The sequence below is a fragment of the Deltaproteobacteria bacterium GWA2_45_12 genome (assembly GCA_001797365.1).
Classification (GTDB): Bacteria; UBA10199; UBA10199; order UBA10199; family UBA10199; genus UBA10199.
Genome location: MGPH01000028.1, coordinates 25,652 through 49,144 on the forward strand (window position 1 = coordinate 25,652; position 23,493 = coordinate 49,144).

Genomic DNA, 23,493 nt, shown 5'->3' on the forward strand with positions numbered 1-23,493 from the left:
GATTAGCATCACTTTCATTGACACAAAATTCCAAAAATGATGAAGTGCGCCATTTACTTTCAGGAGCTTTTTTATGCGTTTTTCCCTGCGTTCTTTTTTGATTTTGTTTTTTCTGCTGGGGCTTACTCATTGCGGGTTTCATAAACCGCACGTCAGGGTTCTTCCCAAGACGGATACCCTGGATAGAAAAATCCTTTTTATCGGTTTGGATGGCATGGGCTATGCCATGATGAAGGAACTTAAAGACGAGGGCTATTATCGCGGTTTTTCTGAACCGATTCCGCTGATTGTTCCTTTTCCGTCAGCCACGACCATCGGCTTTACAGGCATTTTTCAAGCGCTTGATGTAGGCACTGTTCCCGGTTACGAGACCCGTTTTTATTCCTTCAAAGATGACAAGATTATCGGGGGGACGCCTTTTGATGTTTATAAAATTCCCATTAATTACAAATATTATTTTGATTCCTTCAGGCATACCATGACGGAAAAGGCCATTATGTACGGATTTCCCGGGGTCGCCGGCATGCAAGACCTCGAACGTGCAAGAAGATTGGTCATGAATAGCCCTAAAAAAGTGGTCTTTTCGTATTTGGGCGGTACCGACGGAGCCCAGCACTTGTTGGGACGCAACCGCACCAAGCGTTTCATGAAATTCATGGATTCCTATTTGGAACGAATAAAGAAAGAATATGAAAACAAATTTCATGCGCCATTGGAAATCGTCCTGTTTTCAGATCATGGATTCCATTACGACAAGATGCATTTGATGACGGCTGCGGACATTGAAAAAGTCATCAAAGGCCGGGGTTTCAAGCTTGCCAGCCATTTGCGCAACAATCCAAAGAATGTGGTTACGGTTCGGTTTGGGCTTTTGAGCGCCGGAGCCCTGTTTACCCACCCATCTTCTGTCACCGAAGTGGCAAGACTTGTCAATGGAGTGGAGGGCATTGATCTTGTTTTCTGGCCCGAAAAAAACCGGATTTACGTGCTTAATGGAAAAAACGAAGAGGCTTATTTTGAATATGAATCAAAGCGCCACTACAAATATGTTTCGATAAAAGGCGATCCCTTGCATTATCTTGGTGGCAAAACCATTTTGAAGCTTTCAGATGACCAATGGTTTAAGAAGACATGGAACGAACAATACCCCGATGCCGGTTACCGTTTGTATGATGCTTTTCATCATTTGGTTGAAAACAAGGCCGGGATTCTTTTTAGCTTGAAACCAAAGTATCAATTTGGCAGCATGGCTGCCTTAACCGGTACACAGCTTAAATTTGGACACAAGGGAACTCACGGGGCTCTCTTTCAGGATGTAAGCCAGGGTGTGGTGATGACCGATAACCCAAAGATCAAACTTCCCCAAGCCCTGCGTTATGATGATTTTTTTAATGTGTTTATCCCTAAAGTGGTGGATGCGGTGAAAAAATGCGGAGTCCATTAATGAGCAAAAAAAAATGCGTTGTTTTTGATCTGGATGGTACTTTGGTTGATTCCATGAGTGGGCTGGCCGATATAGCCCAAAAGGTCATCCAGGAAATTTACGACGTTTCTCCTTTGTGGGCTCGCACCCAATACCAACAAACTTCCGGGCTTCCTTTTCCTTTTCAGTTGGACAAAATTTTTCCACAAGACTCTCGTAATAGTGGGGCGGTTACGCTTTTTGATGATCTAAAAGAAAAATATTACGTTCATGCCCCTCTTTTTGAGGATGTAAAAGCGGGTCTTCATCTTTTAAAGAGTGAAGGCTATCATCTGGCGGTTTCCTCCAACAACGATCAGGCTTTGGTGAGCCAAAAAATAGAGCAATTTGATTTACATTTTGACATGGTCATGGGGTTTAGACCCAATTTTTTAAAAGGGGCCGATCATTTCCGTTGGCTTTTTCATTGCCTTGGTCTTTTGCCTTCAGACACCTTCATGGTGGGAGATTCCCTTCATGACGGAAGGTTGGCCCGTCAGTCCGGTGTTTCTTTTGTGGCCCGTTTGGGTACTTTTTCAAAAACGGATTTTGAAAAAGAATTTCCATCACTTTGTTCCGTTTCTTCCTTTGAAGAACTTCCACTTCTCTTGGCCAAGCAAGATTCTTCAGAAGATTTTGTTTTAAAACGTTCGGCACGACCGTTGATCTCATTATAATGAATATCCTTATTTTAGCTGCAGGGATGGGCGTTCGCCTGGGAAATATTGATCAACCCAAATCCCTTGTTTCCCTCAAGGGCAAATCCCTTTTGGTTCATCTTTTAGATGGGTTGAGATCTTTTTTTGATGGCACCATTTATGTCGTGGGCGGTTATTGCATTGACCAGCTGGCTCTTGTGACCCAAAAAGATTCTTCCATCAAACTTCTTAGTAACACCCATTATTCCCGCGGAAGCATCCTTTCTCTTTTGGCAGCCAAGGAATTTTTAAATGATTCGTTTTTTCTCATGAATGCGGATCATCTTTATTCACCACGCATTTTAGGGAAAATTTTTTCATTACAAAAAAATCCGGAAAACATCCGCATCCTATGTGACCACGATCGCGCCTTGACCCAGGATGACATGAAGGTGAAATTAAATGCCAAGGGAAATGTCCAGGCAATTTCAAAAACACTTTCCGATTTTGATCTTGGGTACATTGGCTGTAGTTTCATTCCCAAAGATCGTCTTTCTTTATACTGGGAAACGGCCATGGAGGTTTTAAAAACGAAGGGGGACAAAGTGGCTGTTGAAAGTGTTATCCAGGCTCTTTCAGACAGGGGAGAAGACGTTTGCCCCTTGGATGTGAGTGGTTCTTATTGGATTGAAGTGGATACTCCGGAAGATAGGGCCAAAGCAGAACAAACGCTTTCCATGGTTCTAAACGATTTTTAGCTTGATCTTTGTTTTCGGATATTTAATATCCCCCTCGTTTTTCTCCCTTGGCTCTCTTTGACGCAAGAATGTTGACTTGAATGTTTAATTTTAACTCCAAACAAAAGGGTTGGAGAGTTGACAATCAGCCGCACGGCGGCGGTGAGGGGGAGGCTCCAGCGGCTTTGCCGATGGAGGGGGCGACGCGAGCCCCTATAATCGAATTTTAAAAAGGAAGATTTATGAGCTATGACGATTTAACCGGTGAAGAATTCATTGATGTCATTAAAGATGCCATGAAGGAAGATGGGCGTGTGCGTGTTGATTTTGTCGAATTTGAAATGAACAAGGGACGCCCTGTTTTGGCAGGAAGAGTGGCCAGCGATGAAGATTTACTTATTGTCGATGAAATCATGACGGATACTCTTGAAATTGACGACTATGACAACAATATCTGGGTTGATGATAGCCTTTCCTTTGAAGCCAGAGATGATGACGAAGAGGAAACAGAAGACCTCAATTTTGATGAAGCAAGCGATATGGATGAAGAAAGTTTTGATGAAGACGAGGAAGAAAAGTAAGCCTTTGGCGCGCCATGTCCCATCCCCTTGAATTTAAACAATAGTTCAGGATTAAATCCTTGACAAAATGGCTTGATTCATGAATGAATCACCATTCATTTTTGTGATATTTTCTGTATGGTAAACTCTCCAGCCAAAAAGAGTTCGGTTGATAAACGGCAAAAAATCATGGACGCGGCAGTCCATGTTTTTGCCAAACAAGGCTTTTACAACAGTACGGTCGCCGATGTTGCGCGTATGGCGGACGTGGCCGATGGGACCATTTACCTTTATTTCAAGAACAAGGACGATCTGCTCATTTCCATTTTCGAGCATAGCATCCAGTTTTTTATAGGATCGGCTTACGAAGAGCTTAAAGGAGCCAAAAACGCTGTCGACAAACTTAAAAAGTTTGTTTATCTCCATTTAAAACTGGTTCAAAACAATCCCCATTTGGCTCATGTTATCCAGGTAGAACTTCGTCAGAGTGCCAAATTTGTAAAGGAATACGCCAACGAGAAATTTTTTGAGTATTTAAATATTGTTCGATCCGTCATTGAAGAGGGTCAGCAACAAGGCTTGTTCAAGAAAAGTTTAAATCCCACCTTGGTTAAAAGAGCCATTTTTGGAGCCATTGATGAAATGGCCTTGGAATGGGTTTTGATGAACAAGAAGCGATATTCCATTGAAGAAGCCGCCAAGGAATTATGCCTTCTCTTTATTGAAGGAATGATGGAAAGAAAGGAATAAAAAAATATGAAAATAGCCGCTCTTTTGAAACAAGTTCCCGACACCGAAACAAAAATTCGTATCAAGGCCGATGCCAGTGGTATCGAAGAATCGGATATCAAATACATTGTAAATCCTTATTGTGAATTTGCTGTGGAAGAGGCCATTAAAACCAGGGAAAAAAATCCTGGCAGTGAGGCCGTCGCCATCTCTTTGGGGCCCGACCGTGCTGTTGAAGCCATTAGAACAGCCCTGGCCATGGGCATGGATAAAGGGATTCATATTCAACATACGGGAGGATGGTTGGATAGTTTTAGTGTGGCCACAGTTTTGGCTAAAGTGATTGGGCAAAATAATTTTGATGTCATTTTTTGCGGCAAACAGGCCATCGATGAAGATGCCGGCCAGACGGCCCAAATGATTGCCGAAATTTTAAACATTCCCCAAGTCATGGTCATCGAAAAATTTGAGCTAAAGGATGCCAAAACAGCTGTTGTTACTCGCCGTGTCAGTGGAGGGGCCAAGGAAATTTATGAAACCCCACTCCCCATTCTTGTGGGTTGTGAAAAGGGGCTTAATACCCCTCGTTACGCTTCTTTACCCGGCATCATGAAGGCAAAAACCAAGCCCGTTCAAAAACTGCTTTCAACCGATTTGTTGGCGGGAAGTCAGTCGCTGGTTCAATTTGTAAACTACCAACTGCCCCCTGAACGTAAAGCCGGCAAGAAACTGGATGGAGAGCCAGCCCAACAGGCCAAAGAATTGGCCCGTTTGCTCAGGGAAGAAGCAAAAGTGATATAGTACTGGGCATGGTCCCTGAGCGAAGTGGTCCCCGAGCGGAGTCGAGGGGTCGAAGGGACACCTCGACTCCGCTCGGTGACCACCCCTAAAGAGGAGAAAATCATGACCGACATTCTTGTATTAGGCGAACATGCAGACGGTAAAGTGAAAAAAACAACCTTTGAACTTGTTTCCAAGGCCAGCCAGTTGGCAGGCGAATCTGGGGGAAAAGTTTTTTGTTTGTTTATTGGAAATAAGGTGGGTGATTTGCCGGGCCAAGTGGCTTGTTTTGGCGCCAAGGCCGCCATTGTGGTCGAAGATGAAAAACTGGCCAACTACAATACTATTGCCTTCAAAGAAATTCTGGTTCAGGTGATCAACCAGTTCAAACCAAGCATTGTTTTGGGAACGGCATCTCCCACAGGAAAAGATGTTTTTCCCCGTTTGGCAGTCAGTGTGAAGGCGGGTCTTGCCACCGATGCCATCGAACTTCGTCTGGATAACGGAAAACTTGTTGCCAAACGTCCTGTTTTTTCGGGAAAAACCCTGGTTGAAGTTTCGTATAAAACACCCGTTCAGTTGGCGACATGCCGTCCCAATTCTTTCCCAACCAATGAGGCATCCACAGGAGCTGCCCCCGAGATTATCAAGCTTTCACCCCAAATTTCTGAACTGCGTTGTGTGATGAAGGAAAAGGTGCAAGGAGTTGTTGGCAAGCAAGATTTGACCGAAGCTGAAATCATTGTCTCCGGAGGGCGTGCGATGGCCAATGCGGATAATTTCAAGATTTTAAACGCCATGGCCGATGTGATAGGGGCCACTGTAGGAGCTAGCCGTGCCGCCGTTGATTCAGGATATGCCCCCCATGACATGCAAGTGGGGCAAACCGGAAAAGTGGTCAATCCAAAACTTTACATGGCCTGTGGTATTTCCGGGGCCATTCAGCATTTGGCGGGGATGCGTACTTCCAAGGTGATTGTCGCCATTAACAAAGACCCCGAAGCTCCCATTTTTTCAAAAGCGGACTATGGCATTGTAGGAGATTTATTTACCGTAATCCCTCTTTTGACGGACGAACTTAAAAAAGTGGTTGCTGAAAGTTAAAGCCAAACATGAATGATCCAAGTTTTGAGGTTTTTAGGGAGGCTCTCTTGCACGAAAAGCAAGCTTCCCCCCATACGGTTAAAAACTACCTCCATGATCTCAAAGAGTTTTGGGGATACCTGCATCAATTCAGTCCAGAATGTATAAATAATAAAAAACTTGAACTAAATAAAGTTAACCCATTAATACTAAGGGGGTTTTTATCTTTTATATTTCAAGGGAAAAGTCCTGCTACTGTAGCGCGAAAACTTTCGACTTTGCGAACTTTCTTTCATTTTTGGGTTAAAAGAGGTGTTTTAAGCCAGAACCCGGCCAAGGCGATTTCATCCCCAAAAATTCCCAAAAAATTGCCCCGTTTTTTAAATGTGGATGAAATTTTTGCCCTTTTAGATATTGCGGTAACCGACGATTTTCAGGGAAGACGGGATTGTGCCATCTTGGAATTACTTTATTCATCGGGCTTACGCGTTAGTGAACTGGTGGGGCTGGATGAAACCTGTGTTGATTTGGAAAACAGGTTGGTTAAAGTCTTGGGAAAGGGACGCAAAGAGCGTATTGTGCCCGTGGGGAAAAAAGCCATTGAAAAACTGAAAATCTACTTGGAAAAACGGGATAAAGTATTGGCCCAATTAAAAACGACAAACAAAACATCGTCTGTTTTTTTAAATCGTAGGGGCGAGCGTCTGAATGTAAGGAGTGTTCAACGTTTGGTGAGGCAGGCTTTAGTCAGATCGGGGTTGGGTAAAGAAATATCGCCCCATGGCTTACGGCACACTTTTGCCACCCATTTATTGAATGCCGGGGCCGATTTGCGGTCCATTCAAGAACTCTTGGGGCATGCAAATTTGTCAACCACCCAAAAATATACCCATGTCAATGTGGAACAATTGATGAAGGTGTATGATTCGGCGCATCCAAAGGCATGAGGGATATAACGAATTGACAAAAACGTAGGGGCGAACCTTGCCTGCCCGCCTCAGGAGGGTATTCGCCCTGAAATGGGCGATCACAAGGATCGCCCCTACATAGGAGAATTAAATGCAAGAAAAAATAAAAAGCACAACAATCCTGGCCGTTTTGCGTGACGGCAACCTGGCCCTGGCGGGTGATGGGCAGGTGACCTTCAATCAAACGGTCCTTAAATCAAATACAAAAAAAATCCGGACCCTTCATGATGGAAAAGTATTGGCCGGCTTTGCCGGATCAACAGCAGATGCTTTTACTTTATTTGAGAAGTTTGAGGTAAAGCTTAACGAATATAATGGCCAGCTTGTGCGCGCGGCTGTTGAAATGGCCAAGGAATGGCGCATGGATAAAATGCTGCGTCGCCTGGAAGCCATGCTTTTGGTGGCGGACAAATCAAATATTCTGGTTTTATCAGGTAATGGGGACGTCATTGATAATGAAGATGGCATTGCAGCCATTGGGTCCGGTGGCCCCTTTGCACTGGCCGCGGCACGTTCTTTGGCCAGGCACACAAAACTTCCGGCCAAGGATATTGTCATGGAGGCCATGAAGGTGGCTTCTGAAATCTGTATTTACACCAATAACCAAATTGTTTTAGAAGAGATTTCTTAATTATGTCCAACGACTTAAAAAACTTTATCCCGCGCGAAATTGTGTCCGAGCTTGATCGGTTCATCATCGGCCAGCACGAAGCCAAAAGGGCCGTGGCCATTGCCATGCGCAATCGTTGGCGAAGGCAACAAGTGAGTGCCGACCTTAAGGATGAAATCACCCCCAAGAACATCATTATGATTGGCCCCACCGGTGTGGGAAAAACGGAGATTGCCCGGCGCCTTTCAAAACTGGCCAATGCCCCCTTCATCAAGGTGGAAGCCTCCAAATTTACGGAAGTGGGTTATGTGGGGAAGGATGTCGAATCGATGATTCGTGAGCTTTTGGACACGGCCATCAATATGGTTCGCTCCGAAGAAGAAGAAAAAGTCAAAGTAAAGGCCGAGGAGTTGGCGGAAGAACGATTGCTTGATTTGCTTCTTCCCAAAAAATCGCAACGCCCAAAGCAGGCGGCCCCTCTTTCACAGGAGGGAGGAATGGTTTTTGATGTACCGATCCAGGAACCACCGCCTTCTTTGGTAGAAGAAGAAAAAGACGATACTCGTGAAAAAATGAAGCTGATGCTCCGAACGGGGAAACTAGATAACCGCAGTGTTGAATTGCAGCCCGATGCCGGTCCACGTTCCGGTGGAATGCCCATGATCGAAGTGGTGACAGCCGGTGGCAGCCTGGAAGATATCGGAAAAAATTTGCGAGAAATGTTTTCAGGCATGATGCCCGCGGGGCGTAAACGAAAAAAGGTGAAAGTGCCAGAGGCGCTTAAAATTCTTACAACCGAGGAAGCCGCCAAATTAATAGAAATGGATGAGGTAGTTAAAAAAGCCATTGTTCGTGTCGAGCAAAATGGAATCGTGTTTATCGATGAAATTGACAAAATCGCTTCGCGTGAAGGCTCTGGCCGCGGGCCCGATGTTTCACGCGAGGGGGTGCAACGCGATATTTTACCCATTGTTGAAGGGAGCACTGTCAGTACGCGTTATGGAATGGTAAAGACCGATCATATCTTGTTTGTGGCGGCGGGGGCGTTTCATGTTTCAAAGCCCTCCGATCTTATTCCTGAATTACAGGGGCGTTTTCCCATTCGTGTGGAATTGCAATCGCTTAAAGAAGAAGATTTTATCCGTATTTTAACAGAACCCCAAAACTCACTGTCAAAACAGTACAAGGCGCTTTTGGCCACCGAAGGGGTTGAACTTGATCTTACTGAAGAGGGTTTAAGGGAAGTAGCGAAGTTGGCCGCATTGGCCAATGAACAAATGGAAAATATCGGAGCTCGCAGGCTTTACACCATTATGGAACGTGTTTTGGATGAAATATCCTTTGATGCCAGCGAAAAATCGGGACAAAAGTTTGTTGTAGATGCCAAGTATGTAAGACAATGCTTGGCCACGGTGATGAAAAACCAGGATTTGAGTCGTTATATTTTGTAAATGTTTGGTCCCCAAGCGAAGTGGTCCCCGAGCGGAGTCGAGGGGTCGAAGGGCCATCTCGACTCCGTTTGGTACCCGTTCATCGATTAGATTTACGGAGAAAATAATGGAAGAACTGATCGAAAAAGCAAAAATCTTGATGGAAGCCCTTCCCTATATTCAAAGATTCAAGGGAAAGCGCCTGGTTGTTAAATATGGCGGACATGCCATGGAAGATGAAGGGCTCAAGAAAAGTTTTGCGCGGGATGTCATCATGATGAAGCTGATCGGGCTACATCCGGTGATTGTGCACGGGGGCGGGCCACAAATAGAAAAAGTGTTGAAGCAAATGGGTATTGAACCCAAGTTTCATAACGGAGTTCGTATTACCGATTCGGACACCATGGATGTGGTTGAAATGGTGTTGGTTGGGAAAGTGAACAAGGAAATAGTCGGGCTCATCAATTTAAACGGTGGTTCTGCCCTTGGTTTTTCCGGCAAAGATGGCCAGCTTATCCAGGCCTCCAGAATGGATCCGCAGAAAGTAAAAAAGACAAAAAAAACCTCCGAGCTCATCGATATGGGCTTGGTGGGGGTTGTTGATAAAATCAATACGGATGTGATCACAAAGATGGAAGACTCGCTTTTTATTCCCGTCATTGCCCCTGTGGGGGTTTCCGAGACGGGCGAGTCGCTTAATATTAATGCCGATTTCGTGGCGGCCAATGTGGCAGGGGCTTTAAAGGCCGAAAAATTATTGCTGATGACGGATATTAACGGAGTTAAAAACAAGGAAGAAAGTCTTATCCCCACACTCACCCTGGCTGAAAGCAAAAAATTGATTGATACAGGTGTGGCGACAGGGGGGATGATTCCAAAACTTAAATGTGCGATGGAGGCTTTGGAAAAAGGGGTACAGTCGGTCCATATTATTGATGGCCGGGTTCAACATGCCCTTCTTCTTGAAATTTTCACTGATAAAGGGGTTGGAACCCTTATCACCCATTAATATTTTTCAACGATCATGTCTCCCAAAAAACCCCCAATTTTGCCGACCCATGATTTATTCCAAAAATATGTTTTGCCCACCTATGCCCGCATTCCTCTTTCTTTTGTCAAGGGGAGGGGAGCCACTCTTTGGGATGAATCAGGAAAAAAATATCTCGATTTTGTCGCGGGTGTGGCTGTAAACAATTTGGGTTATGCTCATCCGGCCATGGTCAAGGCCATTAAAGCCCAGGCAGTGCGGCTTATTCACTTGTCTAATTTGTATGAAATAAGGGAGCAGGGGTTGCTGGCTTCCGAATTAATAAAATATTCCGGCCTGGATAAGGCTTTTTTTTGCAATTCAGGAGCTGAAGCTGTTGAAGCCTGTATCAAACTGGCCAGGTATTACAGCATCAAGAATTATTCTTCAGACAGGTATGAAATTATTGTTTGTGAAAACTCGTTTCATGGAAGAACCTTGGGCGCTTTATCGGCCACGGCACAAAAGAAATACCGGGAAGGTTTTGGCCCTCTGGTGGAAGGATTTAAAATTGTCCCTTATGACGATATTGAAAAAATTTCCGGGGCCATTACAGAAAAAACGTGCGCTGTGTTGGTAGAGCCCGTTCAGGGCGAAGGCGGAGTCAATATCCCTGATGCTTCCTATTTGTCCCGTTTAAGAGAACTGTGTTCCCAAAAAAATATTTTGCTTATCTTAGACGAGGTGCAGGTGGGGATGGGGAGGCTTGGTTCTTTGTTTGCTTATCAGCAAACCGGCATTACTCCCGACATGGTGGCCTTGGCTAAGGGCTTGGGCTGTGGCTTTCCTGTGGGCGCTGTTTTGGCTTCCGATAAAATCGCATCGGTGGCCAGACCCGGCATTCATGCTTCCACCTTTGGAGGAAATCCCCTGGCGTGTGCTGTAGGGTTGGCTATTTTATCGGTTATTTCAAAAAAATCTTTTTTGGAAAAGATTCTGGAAAAAGGATCGTATTTCCTGCAAATTCTCCATAAGCTTAAAGAAAAACATCCTGTGATTGAAAACGTACGTGGACGTGGTTTGATGCTGGCCTGTGATTTAAAAGACGATTTGGCATCACAGGTTGTAGCCAAAGCCAGGGACAAAGGAATGCTCTTTAATTGTATCCAAAATAAAACTCTGCGTTTCGTTCCCCCTTTGGTTGTTACAAAGGCAGAAATTAAAAAAGCGGCCCTTATCCTCGACCAAATCCTGGGCGAGCTAAATATGACATCTTAAATGATTGTGTATGTTCTCATATCGTCATTCCCGAGTGCTTTTATCGGGAATCTACATTGCTCAAATAGTGGATCCCCGACAAAATCATTCGGGGATGACAGAAATGCGCAGTTATTTATGACGCTAAAATATAATAAATGAAACATTGTCTTACATTAAAAAATTTGGGGGCCGAAACCATTTTATCCATTTTGGATAGAGCCCTTTATTTCAAAAAAAATCGTCAGCCACTGACTCTTTTAAATGGGAAGGTGTTGGGACTTATCTTTGAAAAAGAATCAACGCGTACGCGTATTTCATTTGAGGTAGCCATGGGAAGGCTGGGGGGCACCAGTATTTATCTCAGCCAGTCTTCAAGCCAGATTTCCCGTGGGGAAACCTATGCGGATACCGCCCGGGTTTTATCGCGTTATCTGGATGCCCTTGTTTTGCGTGCTTATTCCCAGGCCGATCTGGAAGAATTGGCAAGCCATGCTTCCATTCCTGTGATTAATGGATTAACCGATGACGCCCATCCTTGTCAGGTGCTTGCCGATCTTATGACCATCCTGGAGAAAAAAGGGAAATGGGATGATTTGAAAATCGCCTACATTGGTGATGGCAACAATATGACAAACACCTGGATTGAAGCGGCCCTGTTATTGAATTTTAATCTTCACGTGGCCTGTCCCAAGGGATATGGGCCTTCCAAAGAACTTGTTTCTAGTGTTAAAGGAATTGAGTCCATTGGATTAACATCTAAACCGCTTGAGGCGGTGGCTCATGCCGATGTAATCAATACGGACACTTGGTTTTCAATGGGGCAAAAGGTTTCCCAGGCAAAAAGAAAAAAATTCAAGGGGTTTCAGATCAACCGGGCCCTGCTTCAAAAAGCGAGTCCCGATGTCATTGTGCTTCACTGCCTGCCGGCCCATCGCGGAGAAGAAATAACTGATGAGGTTTTAGATGGCCCCCATTCTGTGGTTTTTGATGAGGCGGAAAACAGGCTGTATGTGCAAATGGCTTTGTTGGAATATTTGTTAACGTAGGGGCGCTGCTTGCTGCGCCCATGATAGGGAGAGCGATTTCATGACAAAAAAAATCAAAAAAGTAGTTCTCGCTTACTCTGGTGGTTTGGATACTTCCGTCATTTTAAGATGGCTTATCGAGACATATCAGTGCGAGGTTGTCTGTTTTGCGGCTGATTTGGGGCAGGGAGAAGAGTTGGACCATCTGGATGAAAAAGCCAAAAAGACGGGTGCTTCCAAAATTTATATTGATGATCTTCGGGAAGAGTTTGTGCGGGACTTTGTTTTTCCTATGTTGCGTGCGAATACGGTTTATGAAGGCAGTTATTTGTTGGGAACTTCCATTGCCCGTCCTTTAATTGCCAAACGTCAGATTGAAATTGCCCTAAAAGAAGGTTGTGATGCCGTTTCCCACGGGGCCACAGGCAAGGGCAATGATCAGGTGCGTTTTGAACTTACTTACTACGCCTTAAAGCCGGACATTCATGTGATTGCCCCCTGGCGCGAGTGGTCCCTTGATTCACGTCAGTCCCTCCTTGATTATGCGGCCAAGCACGGCATCCCTGTGCCCGTCACACCCAAAAAACCTTACAGCTCTGACCGTAATTTGTTGCACATCAGTTTTGAAGGAGGAATTTTGGAAGACCCCTGGAAGGCGCCCCCTGATGATATGTTCCTCCTTTCGGTTTCTCCTGAAGACGCCCCTGACAAGCCCGAGATTATTGAAATCGACTATGAAAAAGGAAACCCTGTTGCGGTCAATGGTGAAAAATTGAGCCCGGCTATGTTGCTTGCCAAATTAAACATGCTTGGTGGCAAACATGGAATAGGCCGTGTGGATCTTGTTGAAAACCGTTTTGTGGGCATGAAAAGCCGTGGCGTTTATGAAACTCCGGGCGGTTCCATTTTACATGTGGCTCACCGCGCTGTTGAGTCGCTGACCATGGACCGCGAAGTCTTGCATTTAAGGGATGGTCTCATCCCTAAATATTCCGAGCTTGTTTATTACGGCTTTTGGTATGCCCCCGAACGCGAACTTCTCCAAAACCTGATTGATGACTCACAATCAAACGTCACAGGCACGGCGCGTTTGAAACTTTATAAGGGTAATATCACTGTGTTGGGCCGAAAGGCAAAGGCCAGTCTTTTTAACCAGGAAATTGCCACTTTTGAAAAAGACACCGTCTACAACCAAAAAGATGCCGAGGGCTTCATCAAATTGAATGCCCTTCGCTTGCGTATTCGTAAAATGGTTGGGATTTCATAAAAAATGTTATGGTTCGACGGAGCTCACCATGTCCGATATAAGGACACCCTGAGCTTGTCGAAGGGTTGATCTGAAGACTTCTTTTAAAAAAAAATTATTTTTGACATGAAAAGCTCAGTTAGAAAATTTACTTTTCTTTTTGTTATTCTTTTTCCAGCTCTGGCCAGCGCTCAAGGGAGTGGTGTCCTACGACTCAACTTTAATCAATGTGTCACCATGGCCCTTCGTGAAAATGGCCAGATTTTAGCCTCTGTTCAGGATATTGAGGTTTCCAAGGCCAAACGGATTGAAGCTCATCCCAACTTCATTCCTGTCATAAAATATCAGCATCGCATAGCCCCCGTGCCCGAAGACACAGACAATGCTTCCGGCAGTTTTTTTGACGGGGATATCAGTGTATTTAACAATTTCAAGGTGGAAGTGGGAAGTGCCGTGAGCACTTTTGGAAAAATCAAGACGGCCCAAGAATTGGCAGAGCTGGGGATTGATGCGGCCGAACTTAAAAGTCAAAGATCAGCCGATGAAACTATCCTGAAAATTTATCAGGTCTATCAGGGAATTTTGTTGGCACGTGACCTGAAGGCTTTAGGCAAACAGGCCCATGATGCCCTTCAGGGAAAAATTAACGAGCTTGAAAAAGATTCAGTCCACGACCAGCTTCAAATCTTGCGGCTTAAGGTGGCTATCTATGAAGTTGAACGCAAACTGGAAGAAGCCAACAAAAAAGAAGAGCTTGCTCTCAGTGGTTTAAAATTGCTTATTGGTGTTGACCATGATGCCCCTGTTGATTTGATGGATGTGGATTTAAAGCAGGTTTCCTATAAAGTTTTGTCCTTGAATGCTTATGTTGATAAGGCCCATCAGTATTTGCCCGAATATAAACTTTTAGCCACGGGCATAGAGGCTCTTGAGAAAAAACTGAAACTGGAAAAACTTAATTATGCGCCCAACCTGGGGATGGGTGGTTTTTTTGATATCGGACGGGCCCCCAACATAAGGGGAAGCAGCAGTGATGAGGATAGTTTTAATAATCCTTTTAACTTTACCAAGGCAGGGATTGGTTTTGAGCTGAAAGGGGAGCTCGATTTTGTCAAAACGCGCGCCAAGGTAAAACAAGCCCAGGCGGAGCTCAATAAAAGTTTGCTTGAAAAGAAAACAGCTTTTCAGGCTTTGGATCTGGATATTGAAAAATCCTATCTTGACCTTAGAGAAGCGGAAACTCTTTTGACCCAGGCCATCGAAGCAAAAAAAGCGGCCCGCCAAATGGTTTTTTTAACCAAGAGTAATATGGATATTGGCATTGGTGAAAAAAAGGATTATTTGGAGGCCATTCAGTCCTATCTTATTTTTCAGGGTAGGGAATTGGAGGCTATTTTTAACTACAATCTGGCGGTTTATTCGTTAAAGAGAAAAATCGGTGAGCTTATCCCAAAAAATACGATGAAATCTTAAGGAGATGACATGAAACTTTATTCTCTGGTTCTTGGTTTATTTTTATTGGCTCTTTTATCCGGGTGTGGAAAGGGGTGTAGCTCCCAGCAATCACAGGAAGCCATTATTCCTTCATCGGATCCACTGGCTCAACAGGAAGAAACCTTGACTCCCTTGCCCCCGGACAAGTTTCCCACACCCACCCAGGCCATTCAGGATTTGGACAAGAAAGTTGAATCTTACAAAACAGGTCCTGGTTTAACTTCTGAAGACGTGCAGGACAATCTGAAGCTTAAAGCAAAAATTATCCGTGGCACCTTTGATTTGTATGAATTGTGCCGCTTGGCTCTGGATAAACACTGGGAGCCTTTATCCGAAAAAGACCGGCATTATTTTAGCGATTTGATGACCCGCCTTTTGGAACGAAAAGCCATTTTTTCAAAGGAACAAGTCAAAGACCAATCAAAACCGTACAAGATCCAATACAAGAGTGAAAGCTATCTTGATGCCGAAAAAACCATGGCCAAGGTTTCAAGTATTCTTTTTGTGCCCTCCGAAAAGATTGATTTAAACATCCATTATCTTCTGAAAAAAACACCGTATGGATGGAGAATATACGATGTCATCGTCGATGACGCTTCCCTGGTTGAAAACTATAAATTTCAATTCAACACCATTATTACAAAAAATGGTTATCCCAATCTTATTGAACGCATGGAAAACAAACTGAAGGAAATGCAATGAAACGTTGCATTCTTTTTTTGGCCGATGGAGCCAGGCCCGATGTTTTGCAAGATGAGTTAAAGAAGGGGCATCTTCCAAACCTGGCCCGTTATTTTGCCGAAAAGGGCGTTTCTACTTCCATGGTCACGGCTTTTCCTTCCACTACGGGGCCGGCCTATCTTCCTTATTTAACGGGTCTTCATCCGGGGCCTTGCAATGTGCCGGGCATTCGCTGGTTTGATAAAGACCATTATGCCAAGCACGGTTGGGGTTTTAAAAGTTTCCGCAGTTATGTCGGGCTTGAAACCATGTTATTGCCTTCCGATTTGGATCCGAAGGTACGGACTATCTTTGAACTTTCAAAAAATCCGGTGAGCATCCTCAATAATATTCGACGCAAGTTCGGAAAGGGGGTTGATAAAACGAGCGGGATGAGAATCTGGTATGTTTATTACGCCCATTTGACCGACCATTGGTCATTTGTGGATACGGCCATGACCAACAAGGCACTAGCCGCCATCGATGACGATTTTGACTTCATGTTTGTGGTATTCCCGGGCATCGATGAATATTCCCATCGCTCCAGCCCGTTTCATTCCAGGGCAAGACAGGCCTATAAAGAGTTGGACGCTAATGTAGGAAAGATCATTGAAAAACTTCAATCAAAAAACATGTATGAAGATACTCTCTTGGCCATTGTCGCTGACCATGGGCTTTCGGAAACACATACGCATTTTGACATTGGTCCCTTTCTGGATTCAAAAGGAATCAAAACCTTTTACTACACCAATATTTTTAAATTCAATTTTGAAGCGGCTTCCATGGTTTCAGGCAATGGGATGACCCACCTTTATTTCAAGGGAAAAAAAGGTTGGGAAGGGCGCCTCTTTTTTGAAGACTTGCAAGAGCAGGGGCTACTCTTAGATGAGTTGCGATTAAGGCCCGAGGTGGATATCTTGGCCTGTCAAGGGCAGGATGGCAGTATTCATTTGCTTACCGAGCGGGGACATGGGGCGTATAAGGTGAATGAAGGAAACCTGGTTTATCGATGGACGCATGGAGAGCCCTTGGGCATTTGGGCGAATAGCCAGAAGGAAGTAGCTCTTGACCTGGATGCTTCCATCGATGCCACTTTTGATTCCCATTATCCTGATATCTTCATGCAATTATATCTTTTGTTTCAGTCCCCCCGATGTGGGGATGTGATTGTTTCAGCCAAGCCCGGCTTTGATTTGCGTGAAAAGTACGAACACCCCGAACACAAAGCATCGCATGGTTCGCTTTGCCCTGAGCATATGTTGGTTCCTTTGCTTTTAAATAAGAAACTTTCCTTCCCCCCAAATAGAAAACACATCCGTTCGATGGATGTGTTTTCGATGATAAGAGATTTTATATGAATTCTATTGGTTTTACTGACGTCGCAAGTTCTGCAATCTTCGTATGTTTTCCACGATACCCTGTGGATTGAAGTCCCCTTGGCATACTTTGTTTGCACCTCTTTGCATGGTCTTACATATTTGGCCATTTTGGCAATCATTATTGGTTTGACAAGAGAGAAAAGAATATCCGGGAATTGAGATCACCTTCCGTCTATTGCAAATATAGTTTACTTCGTAAGGTTTGCTTTCATGATTTTGGTTTTTCCCGTATTTTAAAGTGAGGCTTAAAGTGGTTGTGCCTGACTTACCGCAGCTGGCCTGGGGCATGCGTAAAAGAGGAACTGTGACGTGTTCTTTATCAAAAGTTTTTTCGGCCTTGGTTTTTTCTTTTTTTGTTTTCTTTGTTATTTTTGCAAAATCACATTTATCAATATCTTTTGCTGACCGGACGGCATCCTCATCAATTTTGGAACAAATGTTTTCATTACATTCATCAACGCATGCGTCATAATCTTCATCGATAGAAGCATCTTCACATGCATCCATGCACCAGCCGTCACAATTCTCCCAATCACATTTTACCAAATCATCATCTTCGTCATTGGCACCCACCAGCATGGCCGAATCGTATTTGAGGGCTTTGGCAAACACAGTTTTTTTGGACTTTTTGAGATCTTTACCTGCTTTGACATCTTTTACTTCATCAAGACTTAAATCCACACTTTCATCTATTTCAGCTTCATCACCATCAATATGAACGGTGCATCCATCTTCTATTTTACAATCATCAGTGGTGACAACCGTTAAGCTGTCTCCTTCACGGACTTCCTCAACCATGCCTCCATTGCCATCCATGAGGCCTAAAATTTCAGGGCCACCACCGCCGTCGCCATGATTGTCATCGCTACAGGCCCCTAAGAAAACAAACGAGGTTATAATGATAAAACTTAAAAATGATTTTTTCATAGTCTTGACTCCTTTTTTATCCACCGAGAATTAGTATAAGCAAAAAGGTTGCCAAGAAAGAATTTATTTAACCAATTGAAATTATTTAATATTATTGGTTCTAACGGAATAAGTATGCGGGAAACCTTCCCTCAAAGACTTGTTTTTAAAATGAGAATGGGGAGGGGAGACCTCGTAGGATTGCATAAATGACTGGATATAATTCCGGGACATGGTGAGCCCCGTCGAACCATGATTCGGCCCCACGCGGGTGATGGTTCGACCACCGCGTAGCGGGGTCCCGTGTGCGGGACAAGCTCACCATGTCCTTTTTCTTTTCTCATACGAGGCAAGACATTATTTACTTTCTTCAAACTCGGCATCGACGACATTGTCGTCTTTTTTGGGTTCTTCTTTTTTAGGCTCACCGGACCCTTCAGCACCGGGAGCGGCTCCTTGGGCATTGGTTGTTTTGTACATGGCTTCCCCAATTTTAAAGGAGGCCTGTTGCAGTTCTTCCATGCTGCTCTTGATTTTGTCCGTATCGTTATCGCTGATGGCTTTTTTTACTTTTTCCAAAGCGTCTTCAATGGTTTTGACATCGGCGGCTGCCAGCTTGTCCTTGTGTTCTTTCAAGTTTTTTTCAACTTCAAACACAAGCCCGTCGGCACGGTTTTTGGTTTCAATTTCTTCACGTTTCTTTTTGTCGTCCGCTTCGTGTTCCTTGCCTTCCTTGACCATCTTGTCAATTTCCTGTTCCGACAAACCGGAAGAAGCCGTGATGGTGATTTTTTGTTCCTTACCCGTGGCTTTGTCCTTTGCGGAAACATGGGCAATGCCGTTGGCATCAATATCAAAAGTGACTTCTACCTGGGGCATGCCACGAGGGGCCGGAAGAATACCATCCAAATGAAAGCGCCCAAGAGTACGATTATCGCGGGCCATTTCACGCTCCCCTTGCAACACATGAATCTCGACACTGGTTTGATTGTCTGCCGCTGTTGAAAATGTTTGTGACTTGCGTGTGGGAATGGTCGTATTCCGTTCGATGAGTTTTGTCATGACGCCTCCCAGTGTTTCAATACCCAGCGAGAGGGGGGTGACATCCAAAAGAAGCAGATCTTTCACTTCACCGGTAAGCACACCTCCTTGAACGGCGGCCCCGGCAGCGACCACTTCATCGGGGTTAACCCCCATGTGAGGTTCCTTGCCGAAGAATTTTTTCACTTCGTCGCGAATGCGCGGCATGCGTGTTTGCCCGCCCACCATGACAATTTCAACAATATCCGAAGCTTTTTTGTTGGAATCGGCCAGACATTTTTTTACAGGTTCGAATGATTTTAAGATGAGCTCTTCGCACAGCGATTCAAGTTTGGCGCGGGTAAGCTTGATGTTTAAATGTTTAGGCCCACTGGCATCGGCAGTAAGAAAGGGCAGATTGATTTCAGTTTCCAAGGCACTTGAAAGCTCAATTTTTGCTTTTTCAGCCGCCTCTTTCAAACGTTGAAGCACCATTTTGTCTTTGGAAACGTCCAGGCCCTGGTCCTTCTTGAATTCAGCAATAAGATAATCAATGATTTTTTGGTCGATATTATCCCCGCCCAAATGAGTGTCCCCATTGGTAGCGACCACTTCAACGACGTTTTCCCCTACTTCAAGAATGGAAATATCAAAGGTACCGCCTCCAAAGTCATAGACAGCGATCAGTTCGTCTTTTTTCTTGTCCAACCCATAAGCAAGGGAAGCCGCGGTTGGTTCGTTGACAATGCGCAAAACATTCAGGCCGGCGATTTTTCCTGCATCTTTGGTGGCCTGGCGTTGGGCATCGTTAAAATAAGCGGGCACTGTAATGACGGCGTCATTGACCTTTTCGCCCAGATAATCTTCGGCGGCACTTTTCAGTTTTTGTAGAATTTTTGCGGAAATTTCAGGAGGAGAATAGCTTTTGCCACTAATATCGACCGAGACATCTCCATTGTCACGTTTGAGTACTTTGTAAGGAACAAGGGTAATTTCTCCGGGGACTTCCTCAAATTTTCGTCCCATAAATCGTTTGATGGAATAAACAGTATTTTCAGGATTTGTAATCGCTTGGCGTTTGGCTACCTGACCCACCAAAACTTCCCCATCTTTGGTAAAGGCCACAACAGAGGGTGTTGTACGGGCCCCTTCCTGATTGGGAATGATTTTTGGCTCACTGCCTTCCATCACTGCGACGCATGAGTTAGTGGTTCCAAGGTCAATTCCGATTACTTTTGCTTTCTTAGCCATTGTTTTCTCCTGTTTGATGTTAAATTTGTGAATAATTCACAATATTTGATAAAGCTTCCATGCCCTCACAAACAAGCCCCATAGATAGGTAAAAACTTTCATCTGTCAACCCTTGGGATTAAAAAAACTTCAAGTTTTCAGGGAATTTACCTTGCATCCCGATTTTAGTCGTCCTAAGTAAGCCAACTCTTTATGAAACAGATAAACGACAAAATTAGAAACATCGCCATTATTGCCCACGTTGACCATGGGAAAACGACTCTGGTGGATCATCTTTTCCGTCAGGGAGGGCTTTATCGTGACAACCAAGCCGTTTCGGACCGTGTGATGGATAACCTTGATTTGGAACGCGAGCGGGGTATTACGATTGCCGCTAAAAATTGTTCGGTCAGTTACAATGGAATCAAGATAAATATTGTGGATACCCCGGGGCATGCTGACTTTGGAGGTGAGGTTGAACGCGCCCTGATGATGGTCGATGGAGTCATTTTACTTGTCGATTCTGCCGAAGGTCCGCTTCCCCAAACCCGTTTTGTTCTTCAAAAAGCATTGAAGCTTAAATTAAAAACCATGGTTGTGGTCAATAAAATTGACCGCAAGGATTCACGCCCCAAGGAAGTTTTGGATGAAATTTATCAACTCTATATTGATTTGGGTGCCACCGATGAACAAATCGATTTTCCTTTTTTCTATGCCATTGGTCGCGACGGCATTGCCAAAAAAGCATTGGATGGAACCGAGACCGATCTGAAAGTTTTATTTGAAGCCATTATCAATAAATTACCCCCTCCCAGTTATGACGATACAGAACCGTTTCAAATGTTGGTGTGTAATCTGGGATATTCAGACTATCTGGGGCGTTTGGCCATTGGCAAGGTTTTCCACGGCAAGGCCAAAAAGAACGACGCCCTTTTGTGTGTGGATGCAAACAATAAAATCAAACCACTTAAAGTTTCAAAACTTCAGCTTTACCAGGGAATTCAATTTCAGGAAGTTGATAGGGTGGAAGCCGGCGACATTGTTATTTTGTCGGGTATTGATGAAGTGAAAATCGGGGACACCATTTGTACCGTAGAGGCTCCCAAGGCATTGCCCCGTATTTTGGTGGATGAGCCCACCGTGGCCATGCGTTTTATGCCGAACACTTCACCCTTTTCCGGAAAAGAGGGCAAGTATGTCCAGTCGGCGCGTATTTGGGACCGCTTGAAAAAAGAAATTCTCTACAATGTGGCCATTCAGATTGAAATGGATGCAAACGGCGAAACCATGATCGTCAAGGGTCGGGGCGAACTTCAATTGGCCGTGATTATTGAAACCATGCGCCGTGAAGGTTTTGAATTGTGCGTGGGGAAACCCCAGATCTTGTTCAAGGAAATCAATGGACAAAAATGCGAACCTATTGAAAATCTGGTCATCGATTGCGGCGATAGTTTTACGGGCATTGTCATTGAAAAGCTTGCTTTGCGCAAAGGGGTCATGAAAAATATGCAGCCTTTTGGGGAAGGGCGTGTGCGTCTTGAATTTTCAATCCCGTCGCGAGGGCTTATAGGCTATCGCGGCGAATTTTTAACGGACACCAAAGGCACCGGCCTCATGAATGCTTATCTGGAAGGATATGAACCCCATCGTGGAGACATTGTTCACCGTATCAGTGGTTCGCTTATTTCAGACAGGATGGGGGAAGCCATTCCCTATGGGCTTTTTCATTTGGAAGATCGCGGACGTTTTTTTATTACACCGGGGACGGCCGTTTATGAAGGCATGATTGTGGGTGAACATAATCGCGATAATGACCTGGAAATTAACGTCACTCGCACCAAAAAACTGACCAACATGCGTGCCGCCGGTAAGGACGAAAACGTTATTTTAACCCCCGTTCTTCCGCCCACGCTGGAACAGGCCATCGAGTTTATCAAGGATGATGAGTGGGTTGAGGTAACTCCCCTTAATGTACGTTTGCGTAAAGCCATTCTTAATAGTTCGGAACGAAAGATTGCTTCAAAGAAGATTGATTCATTGTAGGAGGCGTGAAGTATCCTTACGATACAAAAATCACTCAAACAATTGACAAAGATTCATAGAGCATTATTCTAGAAAAATTTTATGAAACGCGATTACTACGAAGTCTTGCAGGTAAGTAAAACGACCACCGAAGCCGACATCAAAAAGGCCTACCGTAAACTGGCTTTTCAATATCATCCCGACAAAAATTCTGGCGACAAAAAAGCTGAAGAACTTTTCAAGGAAGCCTCCGAAGCTTATGAAGTGCTTTCCGATGCGAACAAAAGGAAGCTCTACGACCAGTTTGGGCACCGTGGGCTCCAAGGAAGCGGTTTTCATGGCTTCTCGGGTGTTGATGAGGTTTTTGATTCCTTTGGTGATATTTTTGAGGATTTTTTTGGTTTTTCAGGAGGGCGCGGTCGTTCGCGCACCCGGGCCAGGCAAGGTTCAGATTTAAGTTATGAGCTCGAAATCGATTTCATGGAAGCCTGTAAAGGGGTTAAAAAAATCATTCAAGTTCATAAAAGTATCCCTTGTCCCGAATGTGAAGGATCAGGGGCTAAAAAGGGGAGTCAGCCCCATATCTGCCCCCAATGCCAGGGGCATGGTCAGGTCCGGCATAATCAGGGCTTTTTCACTATTAGTACAACATGCCCGGCTTGTCATGGGGTTGGTCACAAAATAAAGGAATTTTGTGATGAATGCCGGGGGCAGGGGGCCGTACGTACTTCCAAAAAAATTGATGTTTCCATTCCTGCAGGTGTTGAAAACGGGATTCGTTTGATGATTCATGGCGAGGGGGAAGCCGGCCTGCATGGGGGCCCGGCGGGGGATTTGTATGTTCATCTTTTAGTGAAAGAACATGAGAATTTTAAAAGGGAAGGGGAACATATTGTTACAGAGCTGGCCGTGAATATGGCTTTGGCGGCTTTAGGGGGAAAAATAAAGGTTCCTACCATCGATGGAGAAGAGGAAATTTCCATTCCCGAAGGAATTCAAAATGGGGAAACCATTGTTCTTAAAGGCAGGGGTGTCCCGCATCTTCGTTCCAAACATCACGGAGACCAAATTATTGTTGTACACGTTGAAACTCCAAGAAATTTAAGCAAGGATCAAAAAGAATTACTTCAACGCTTGGAAGAAAGTTTTGATAAAAATGCCCCTATTCATCACAACAATAAAAGAAGTTCCAAAAAGAAGAGTTTTTTTGGATAATGCAGCTCTTCA

21 protein-coding genes are annotated in these 23,493 nt (G+C 44.5%); 19 read left to right on the forward strand and 2 right to left on the reverse strand.

The features are described 5' to 3' along the window. Positions 1–73: 73 nt before the first annotated feature. From A2048_07770 to A2048_07850, 17 genes are all read left to right on the forward strand, one after another. Positions 74–1,444 carry a hypothetical protein gene (locus tag A2048_07770; GenBank protein OGP09405.1) on the forward strand — a complete coding sequence of 457 codons (1,371 nt, stop codon included), beginning with the start codon at positions 74–76 and terminating at the stop codon, positions 1,442–1,444. Beyond that, positions 1,444–2,139, forward strand: coding sequence for a hypothetical protein (locus A2048_07775; GenBank protein ID OGP09406.1), 696 nt, complete (start codon positions 1,444–1,446; stop codon positions 2,137–2,139). Before A2048_07770 ends, A2048_07775 begins: the two co-directional genes overlap by 1 nt. Next, on the forward strand, positions 2,139–2,858 hold the full coding sequence (locus A2048_07780; protein OGP09407.1) for a hypothetical protein: 720 nt from the start codon (positions 2,139–2,141) through the stop codon (positions 2,856–2,858). Before A2048_07775 ends, A2048_07780 begins: the two co-directional genes overlap by 1 nt. Before the next feature lie 221 nt (positions 2,859–3,079). Then, positions 3,080–3,418: a hypothetical protein gene (locus A2048_07785; protein ID OGP09408.1), complete on the forward strand. Its 339-nt coding sequence runs from the start codon at positions 3,080–3,082 to the stop codon at positions 3,416–3,418. 117 nt (positions 3,419–3,535) lie between these two features. After that, complete coding sequence (locus tag A2048_07790; GenBank protein ID OGP09409.1) at positions 3,536–4,147, forward strand: TetR family transcriptional regulator; 612 nt, start codon at positions 3,536–3,538, stop codon at positions 4,145–4,147. A gap of 6 nt (positions 4,148–4,153) precedes the next feature. After that, positions 4,154–4,927 carry a hypothetical protein gene (locus A2048_07795; GenBank protein OGP09410.1) on the forward strand — a complete coding sequence of 258 codons (774 nt, stop codon included), beginning with the start codon at positions 4,154–4,156 and terminating at the stop codon, positions 4,925–4,927. 102 nt (positions 4,928–5,029) lie between these two features. Next, positions 5,030–6,010, forward strand: a complete 981-nt coding sequence (locus A2048_07800; GenBank protein OGP09411.1) for a hypothetical protein — start codon at positions 5,030–5,032, stop codon at positions 6,008–6,010. Positions 6,011–6,018: 8 nt separating this feature from the next. After that, on the forward strand, positions 6,019–6,936 hold the full coding sequence (locus tag A2048_07805) for a tyrosine recombinase XerC (GenBank protein OGP09412.1): 918 nt from the start codon (positions 6,019–6,021) through the stop codon (positions 6,934–6,936). Between the two features lie 112 nt (positions 6,937–7,048). Continuing rightward, complete coding sequence (locus A2048_07810) at positions 7,049–7,588, forward strand: HslU--HslV peptidase proteolytic subunit (protein ID OGP09413.1); 540 nt, start codon at positions 7,049–7,051, stop codon at positions 7,586–7,588. Between the two features lie 2 nt (positions 7,589–7,590). Then, positions 7,591–9,018, forward strand: a complete 1,428-nt coding sequence (locus tag A2048_07815; GenBank protein OGP09414.1) for an HslU--HslV peptidase ATPase subunit — start codon at positions 7,591–7,593, stop codon at positions 9,016–9,018. Between the two features lie 106 nt (positions 9,019–9,124). Continuing rightward, positions 9,125–10,006 carry an acetylglutamate kinase gene (locus tag A2048_07820; GenBank protein ID OGP09415.1) on the forward strand — a complete coding sequence of 294 codons (882 nt, stop codon included), beginning with the start codon at positions 9,125–9,127 and terminating at the stop codon, positions 10,004–10,006. Positions 10,007–10,021: 15 nt separating this feature from the next. Then, the gene (locus tag A2048_07825; protein ID OGP09416.1) at positions 10,022–11,242 is read left to right on the forward strand and encodes an acetylornithine aminotransferase; all 1,221 of its coding nucleotides are present in this window, start codon (positions 10,022–10,024) and stop codon (positions 11,240–11,242) included. Between the two features lie 137 nt (positions 11,243–11,379). After that, the gene (locus A2048_07830) at positions 11,380–12,270 is read left to right on the forward strand and encodes an ornithine carbamoyltransferase (protein ID OGP09417.1); all 891 of its coding nucleotides are present in this window, start codon (positions 11,380–11,382) and stop codon (positions 12,268–12,270) included. A 40-nt stretch (positions 12,271–12,310) separates the two neighbouring features. Further along, entirely contained in the window at positions 12,311–13,516 is a 1,206-nt protein-coding gene (locus A2048_07835; GenBank protein OGP09418.1) for an argininosuccinate synthase, read from the forward strand. Positions 13,517–13,621: 105 nt separating this feature from the next. Further along, positions 13,622–14,968, forward strand: a complete 1,347-nt coding sequence (locus A2048_07840) for a hypothetical protein (protein ID OGP09419.1) — start codon at positions 13,622–13,624, stop codon at positions 14,966–14,968. A gap of 9 nt (positions 14,969–14,977) precedes the next feature. Further along, on the forward strand, positions 14,978–15,691 hold the full coding sequence (locus tag A2048_07845) for a hypothetical protein (protein OGP09420.1): 714 nt from the start codon (positions 14,978–14,980) through the stop codon (positions 15,689–15,691). Then, positions 15,688–17,067, forward strand: coding sequence for a hypothetical protein (locus tag A2048_07850; protein ID OGP09421.1), 1,380 nt, complete (start codon positions 15,688–15,690; stop codon positions 17,065–17,067). Before A2048_07845 ends, A2048_07850 begins: the two co-directional genes overlap by 4 nt. A 12-nt stretch (positions 17,068–17,079) precedes the next feature. Here the strand turns inward: A2048_07850 and A2048_07855 are convergent, their stop codons facing one another. Further along, entirely contained in the window at positions 17,080–18,015 is a 936-nt protein-coding gene (locus A2048_07855; GenBank protein OGP09422.1) for a hypothetical protein, read from the reverse strand. Positions 18,016–18,351: 336 nt separating this feature from the next. Continuing rightward, positions 18,352–20,265, reverse strand: a complete 1,914-nt coding sequence (locus A2048_07860; protein OGP09423.1) for a molecular chaperone DnaK — start codon at positions 20,263–20,265, stop codon at positions 18,352–18,354. A 192-nt stretch (positions 20,266–20,457) separates the two neighbouring features. Between A2048_07860 and A2048_07865 the strand changes: the two genes are divergently transcribed. Then, positions 20,458–22,287 carry a GTP-binding protein TypA gene (locus A2048_07865; GenBank protein OGP09424.1) on the forward strand — a complete coding sequence of 610 codons (1,830 nt, stop codon included), beginning with the start codon at positions 20,458–20,460 and terminating at the stop codon, positions 22,285–22,287. An 81-nt stretch (positions 22,288–22,368) separates the two neighbouring features. Continuing rightward, on the forward strand, positions 22,369–23,481 hold the full coding sequence (locus A2048_07870) for a molecular chaperone DnaJ (protein OGP09425.1): 1,113 nt from the start codon (positions 22,369–22,371) through the stop codon (positions 23,479–23,481). The last annotated feature ends 12 nt before the right edge of the window (positions 23,482–23,493 follow it).

Excerpts from the sequence above, each read along its gene's own strand:
- A2048_07770 (OGP09405.1), top strand. The coding sequence starts at position 74 with ATGCGTTTTTCCCTGCGTTCTTTTTTGATTTTGTTTTTTCTGCTGGGG.
- A2048_07775 (OGP09406.1), top strand. The coding sequence starts at position 1,444 with ATGAGCAAAAAAAAATGCGTTGTTTTTGATCTGGATGGTACTTTGGTT.
- A2048_07780 (OGP09407.1), top strand. The coding sequence starts at position 2,139 with ATGAATATCCTTATTTTAGCTGCAGGGATGGGCGTTCGCCTGGGAAAT.
- A2048_07785 (OGP09408.1), top strand. The coding sequence starts at position 3,080 with ATGAGCTATGACGATTTAACCGGTGAAGAATTCATTGATGTCATTAAA.
- A2048_07790 (OGP09409.1), top strand. The coding sequence starts at position 3,536 with ATGGTAAACTCTCCAGCCAAAAAGAGTTCGGTTGATAAACGGCAAAAA.
- A2048_07795 (OGP09410.1), top strand. The coding sequence starts at position 4,154 with ATGAAAATAGCCGCTCTTTTGAAACAAGTTCCCGACACCGAAACAAAA.
- A2048_07800 (OGP09411.1), top strand. The coding sequence starts at position 5,030 with ATGACCGACATTCTTGTATTAGGCGAACATGCAGACGGTAAAGTGAAA.
- A2048_07805 (OGP09412.1), top strand. The coding sequence starts at position 6,019 with ATGAATGATCCAAGTTTTGAGGTTTTTAGGGAGGCTCTCTTGCACGAA.
- A2048_07810 (OGP09413.1), top strand. The coding sequence starts at position 7,049 with ATGCAAGAAAAAATAAAAAGCACAACAATCCTGGCCGTTTTGCGTGAC.
- A2048_07815 (OGP09414.1), top strand. The coding sequence starts at position 7,591 with ATGTCCAACGACTTAAAAAACTTTATCCCGCGCGAAATTGTGTCCGAG.
- A2048_07820 (OGP09415.1), top strand. The coding sequence starts at position 9,125 with ATGGAAGAACTGATCGAAAAAGCAAAAATCTTGATGGAAGCCCTTCCC.
- A2048_07825 (OGP09416.1), top strand. The coding sequence starts at position 10,022 with ATGTCTCCCAAAAAACCCCCAATTTTGCCGACCCATGATTTATTCCAA.
- A2048_07830 (OGP09417.1), top strand. The coding sequence starts at position 11,380 with ATGAAACATTGTCTTACATTAAAAAATTTGGGGGCCGAAACCATTTTA.
- A2048_07835 (OGP09418.1), top strand. The coding sequence starts at position 12,311 with ATGACAAAAAAAATCAAAAAAGTAGTTCTCGCTTACTCTGGTGGTTTG.
- A2048_07840 (OGP09419.1), top strand. The coding sequence starts at position 13,622 with ATGAAAAGCTCAGTTAGAAAATTTACTTTTCTTTTTGTTATTCTTTTT.
- A2048_07845 (OGP09420.1), top strand. The coding sequence starts at position 14,978 with ATGAAACTTTATTCTCTGGTTCTTGGTTTATTTTTATTGGCTCTTTTA.
- A2048_07850 (OGP09421.1), top strand. The coding sequence starts at position 15,688 with ATGAAACGTTGCATTCTTTTTTTGGCCGATGGAGCCAGGCCCGATGTT.
- A2048_07855 (OGP09422.1), bottom strand. The coding sequence starts at position 18,015 with ATGAAAAAATCATTTTTAAGTTTTATCATTATAACCTCGTTTGTTTTC.
- A2048_07860 (OGP09423.1), bottom strand. The coding sequence starts at position 20,265 with ATGGCTAAGAAAGCAAAAGTAATCGGAATTGACCTTGGAACCACTAAC.
- A2048_07865 (OGP09424.1), top strand. The coding sequence starts at position 20,458 with ATGAAACAGATAAACGACAAAATTAGAAACATCGCCATTATTGCCCAC.
- A2048_07870 (OGP09425.1), top strand. The coding sequence starts at position 22,369 with ATGAAACGCGATTACTACGAAGTCTTGCAGGTAAGTAAAACGACCACC.